The organism is Peptoniphilus sp. oral taxon 836 str. F0141 (assembly GCF_000179335.1).
Taxonomy (GTDB): Bacteria; Bacillota; Clostridia; order Tissierellales; family Peptoniphilaceae; genus Peptoniphilus_A; species Peptoniphilus_A lacrimalis.
In genome coordinates this window covers 1-3,889 of record NZ_AEAA01000029.1, presented here as the reverse complement: position 1 = coordinate 3,889, position 3,889 = coordinate 1, and the positions used below count along the sequence as shown (strand labels likewise).

The window sequence follows — 3,889 nt, the reverse complement described above, 5'->3', positions numbered from 1 at the left end:
CCTTAAAATATCAAAAAAAGAAGCGGAAGAAGAGGCTATAAAAAATCTTTCAAAAGTAGGAATGGCTGCTTATGTAAAAGCTCGTCCATCTCACTTATCTGGAGGTCAAAAGCAAAGAGTGGCAATTGCTAGAGCCTTGACAATGAATCCTGATATAATGTTATTTGACGAACCCACATCAGCTCTTGATCCAGAAATGGTTGAAGAAGTTTTAAACATTATGGTAGAGCTTGCAAAAGAAGGAAGAACAATGATTGTTGTAACCCATGAAATGGAATTTGCAAGAGATGTTTCATCTAAAGTTATATTTGTAGATAAGGGTATAATAGCAGAAGAAGGCTCCCCGCAAGAAATATTTAATAATCCAAAAGAAGATAGAACAAAAGAATTTTTGAAAAGAATCTTGTAAAAATTCTAATTGAATTATATAAAATAATCGGCATAAGAAAAAACTTATGCCGATTGTTTTTTTGGGGAAATTATAAAAATAACCAATACGAAATTTATTAAATTTTTTAAGATATACTTTCATCATCTAATATTTTATATATTGCACTTTTTGTTTTTCTTTTCTTTTCTCTTAATTCATCATCTTTGCTGTAGCCAAGAGCAATTACAAGTCTTATTTTTCCCTTAAACTTTAAAAGCTCTCCAAGTTCTTTTTCATCAAACCAACCCATGATACAAGTTGAAAGTCCCAAGCTTGTTGCTTCAGATGTTAAATATGCAACAGAAATTCCAATATCTATTGATTTGTAATCCTGATTTTTAACAATAGAGCCTATCTTCGCAGTCAAATTATAATTTTCTTCACAGACAACAATTATTACAGGGGCATCTTTGGAAAATGCGTTCATTTTTCCTGTAAGTTTTGCGGCTTTTTTCGCTTTTTTACCTTCAAGAACATAGTAAAAATAAGGTTGGGCATTACAAGCCGATGGAGATAGTACCATAGCTGATAAGCACCTTTCTAACAATTCTTGAGGGACTTTTTTTTGAAGGGTCAAAATTTCTTGTTGATTGTCTTTTCTTTGCTATTTCTAAAAAATCCATTATTTTTCTTTAAACTCCTCAAAAGTATAGAATTTATTGCCCTCATCTTCAATAAATAGAGGGATTCCAACTTTTCCATCTTTTTTTATCTTATCAAAATAAGGATTATTATCCCTAAATGAAAGATAATATTTTAGATTTTTCATTGATGATGTAATATCAATGATTTCTAAATTAATTTTATTATCTTCTACATATTTTAAAGCTGGTGGACAATCAGGGCAATGGCTGGAAACAAGTAATTTTAACATTTTTTTATTCCTCCTTAAAAATTCTCTTAAACTTGATTCAAAATTTATATTTTCAGACTTTTTTCTTTTTTTGAAGTGGGTATATATTCCTTGTTCTCTCATCAACCTGCTCATGTGTCTAGATGCTAAATATGAATCTATATTTAAGTTATTAATAGTATTACCACCAAAATCCATTACATAAGCAAGTCTTGCAAGGGCAAGAGATGATAGTCCCTTGTCGTTTGTAAGGACTAAATCTCCTTTTTCAAGATGATTTACAATGTATAAATCTGCTGCATCACTTTCAATATCCACATTAATTATTGTGCCATAATTTGTAGAAAAATCTTGGCTATAGTTTTTAACAAGTATTATTTCAACTTTTTCTTCTTTGCAAACTTCAACAGCCAAATCTCTAATAGATGCTGCATCTGAATCTAAATATACTTTCATATATCAATTATACCCATAAAAATAAAATTTGCAGGCAAATCTTACATTTTTCTAAAATAATAAAAAAACTATTGAAAAATATGATTTATTTATATAGACTAAATTAGAGGTGCATCAATGAAGCGATTTTATACCATATTTGTAAGCCTTGTAATATTAATTTTATTGAGCGGCTTAGCACTTGCATTTTTAATGGTTCCCAGAGGAGAAGAAGTAGCTACAACTACAACTACAACTACAAAAAAAGAAGAAGTTAATAAGGAGCCAAGAAAAATAAATGTTTTTAATCAAAACAAAGATCCTATTAATGTTTTAATGATTGGACTTGATTCTTCTAAGGTTACCTATGAAGTGGATGAAAATTCTAAAAGAGCAGATACTCTTATGCTTTTAACTATAGATCCTAAGAAAAATAAGGCGCATATCATCTCAATACCTAGGGACACATATTATAAATTAAAAGGTTACGATAATTATAAGATAAACGCAGGATATTCTCGAGGGGGATTGAAACTTCAAATTTCTTCTGTCGAGGATTTTATGGACTGCAAAATAGACCATTACATCGTTGTGGAATACGATGCTGTTAAGGAGTTTGTAGATGCTATAGGGGGTGTTGAAATTTACACACCAGAATATTCTTACAATGACCCTTCAACCATCCCACCTCTTGAAATTAATTTTCATGAAGGTGTCCATAATTTAAATGGAGAAGATGCTGTTAAATATTTAAGAATCAGAAAATATTATGAAGATCAGGATATAGGTAGAATTCATGCCCAACAGGGATTTATAATGAAAGTATTTGAGAAGTTAAAAAATCCTTCTACAATTTTTAAATTACCAAAACTTGTATCTATAGCAAATAGATATGTAAAAACTGATTTTTCTTATGGTCAGCTTTCTTACCTTGCCTATTATGCAATGAGCCTTGAAAAAGATGATATAGAATTTAATACTCTTCAAGGTCAAAGAAAAGTTTTAAATAATATAGATTATTATAAGGTGGACAAGGATTATGCAAGAGGAGTTTTGAAAGAATTTTTAAATAGAGAAGAAAATGAAGAGAATTTAACAGAAGAAGAATTAGAAAAGAAAAAAGAAAATGAAAAGGCTAGAAGTCAGCTAAATTTTGAAAGTCAGTAAAATTTAGCTGACTTTTTTATATAAAATTTATGATTAAAATTTAGGATGTAAAAAGTCAAAAAAAGTCAAAAAATTTCTAAAAAAAGCTTGACAATCTTTGACCAACATTTTATAATATAGATAGATTAGCAGAAGAAGTGAGTGGCTGCTAATGAGTATAAAAATAAATCCACTTTAAATATTAGAAAATAGATTCAAATAAAATTTATGAAAGGAAGATGGATATGAGTATTAAACCTTACACTGGAAGCTTATTAGACCAAAGATTTGGTGATTTTTATGATATGATTGATTCATTCTTTAATGATGAATATTCTAAAGAAAGAGCACTTAGGTCCAGTTCTTTCAAAGTAGATATTTCTGAAGAAGAAGGCTCTTACAAAATCGAAGCTGAACTTCCAGGATTTAAAAAAGATGAAATAAGTATTGGACTTAATGACGGCAGATTGACAATATCTGCTAAGAAATCAGAAGAAACGAAAGACGAAAAGAAAAATTATATACACAAGGAAAGAAAGACACAAGAAATGTCAAGGTCAATGTTTTTCAAAGACATTGATGAAAATGGCTTAAAAGCAAAGCTTGAAGGCGGAGTTTTGGAAATCACAGTTCCCAAAAAACCTCAAGTGCAAACTTCTAAAAAAATTGAAATAGAATAAGATGAAAAAACCTGCACTTTCAAAAATCTGCAGGTTTTTTTATTGGTCTACATATTTTAAGATATCACTTACCTGACAATCAAGAGCTTTACAAATTTCAGATAAGGTAGAAAACCTTATTGCTTTTGCCTTACCTGTTTTTAAAATAGATAAATTGGCAATGGTTATCCCTACTTTTTCTGAAAGTTCAGTCAAGGTAATATTTCTTTTTATAAGCATTAAATCAAGTTCCACTTTTATCATATTGTTAAATCCCAATCCTTTTTTATTTTTTCTCCTTTGCAAATTATATCAGCTATTAAAAGAAATATTTGAGATATAATAAAGTAAAAAAGTATAACCATT

At 29.2% G+C, this 3,889-nt stretch carries 7 protein-coding genes; 3 read left to right on the top strand and 4 right to left on the bottom strand.

Going from position 1 to position 3,889, the window contains the following annotated elements; genetic code table 11:
• Window positions 1–409 (top strand): amino acid ABC transporter ATP-binding protein (locus HMPREF9131_RS01370; RefSeq protein WP_009344954.1); only part of this gene is annotated, 409 nt, incomplete at its 5' end.
• A gap of 106 nt (window positions 410–515) precedes the next feature.
• On the opposite strand, the gene HMPREF9131_RS01365 is transcribed toward HMPREF9131_RS01370, so the two are convergent.
• From HMPREF9131_RS01365 to HMPREF9131_RS01360, 3 genes are read right to left on the bottom strand one after another with little or no spacing between them, the layout of a single operon-like run.
• Entirely contained in the window at window positions 516–953 is a 438-nt protein-coding gene (locus HMPREF9131_RS01365; protein ID WP_232202568.1) for a nitroreductase family protein, read from the bottom strand.
• Window positions 928–1,053, bottom strand: coding sequence for a hypothetical protein (locus tag HMPREF9131_RS08840; protein WP_255348605.1), 126 nt, complete (start codon window positions 1,051–1,053; stop codon window positions 928–930). The genes HMPREF9131_RS01365 and HMPREF9131_RS08840 overlap by 26 nt, the downstream gene beginning before the upstream one ends.
• Entirely contained in the window at window positions 1,053–1,739 is a 687-nt protein-coding gene (locus tag HMPREF9131_RS01360; RefSeq protein ID WP_009344952.1) for a DUF188 domain-containing protein, read from the bottom strand. Before HMPREF9131_RS01360 ends, HMPREF9131_RS08840 begins: the two co-directional genes overlap by 1 nt.
• 117 nt (window positions 1,740–1,856) lie before the next feature.
• Here HMPREF9131_RS01360 and HMPREF9131_RS01355 point away from each other — a divergent pair, with 117 nt between their 5' ends.
• Both HMPREF9131_RS01355 and HMPREF9131_RS01350 read left to right on the top strand, forming a co-directional pair.
• Complete coding sequence (locus HMPREF9131_RS01355) at window positions 1,857–2,885, top strand: LCP family protein (RefSeq protein ID WP_009344955.1); 1,029 nt, start codon at window positions 1,857–1,859, stop codon at window positions 2,883–2,885.
• A 224-nt stretch (window positions 2,886–3,109) separates the two neighbouring features.
• Window positions 3,110–3,544 (top strand): Hsp20/alpha crystallin family protein, encoded by a 435-nt coding sequence (locus tag HMPREF9131_RS01350; protein WP_009344956.1) that lies wholly within the window; start codon window positions 3,110–3,112, stop codon window positions 3,542–3,544.
• A gap of 39 nt (window positions 3,545–3,583) precedes the next feature.
• Here the strand turns inward: HMPREF9131_RS01350 and HMPREF9131_RS01345 are convergent, their stop codons facing one another.
• A complete protein-coding gene (locus tag HMPREF9131_RS01345; RefSeq protein WP_004823838.1) occupies window positions 3,584–3,787 on the bottom strand; it encodes a helix-turn-helix transcriptional regulator in 204 nt (67 codons plus the stop codon).
• Window positions 3,788–3,889 lie beyond the last annotated feature (102 nt).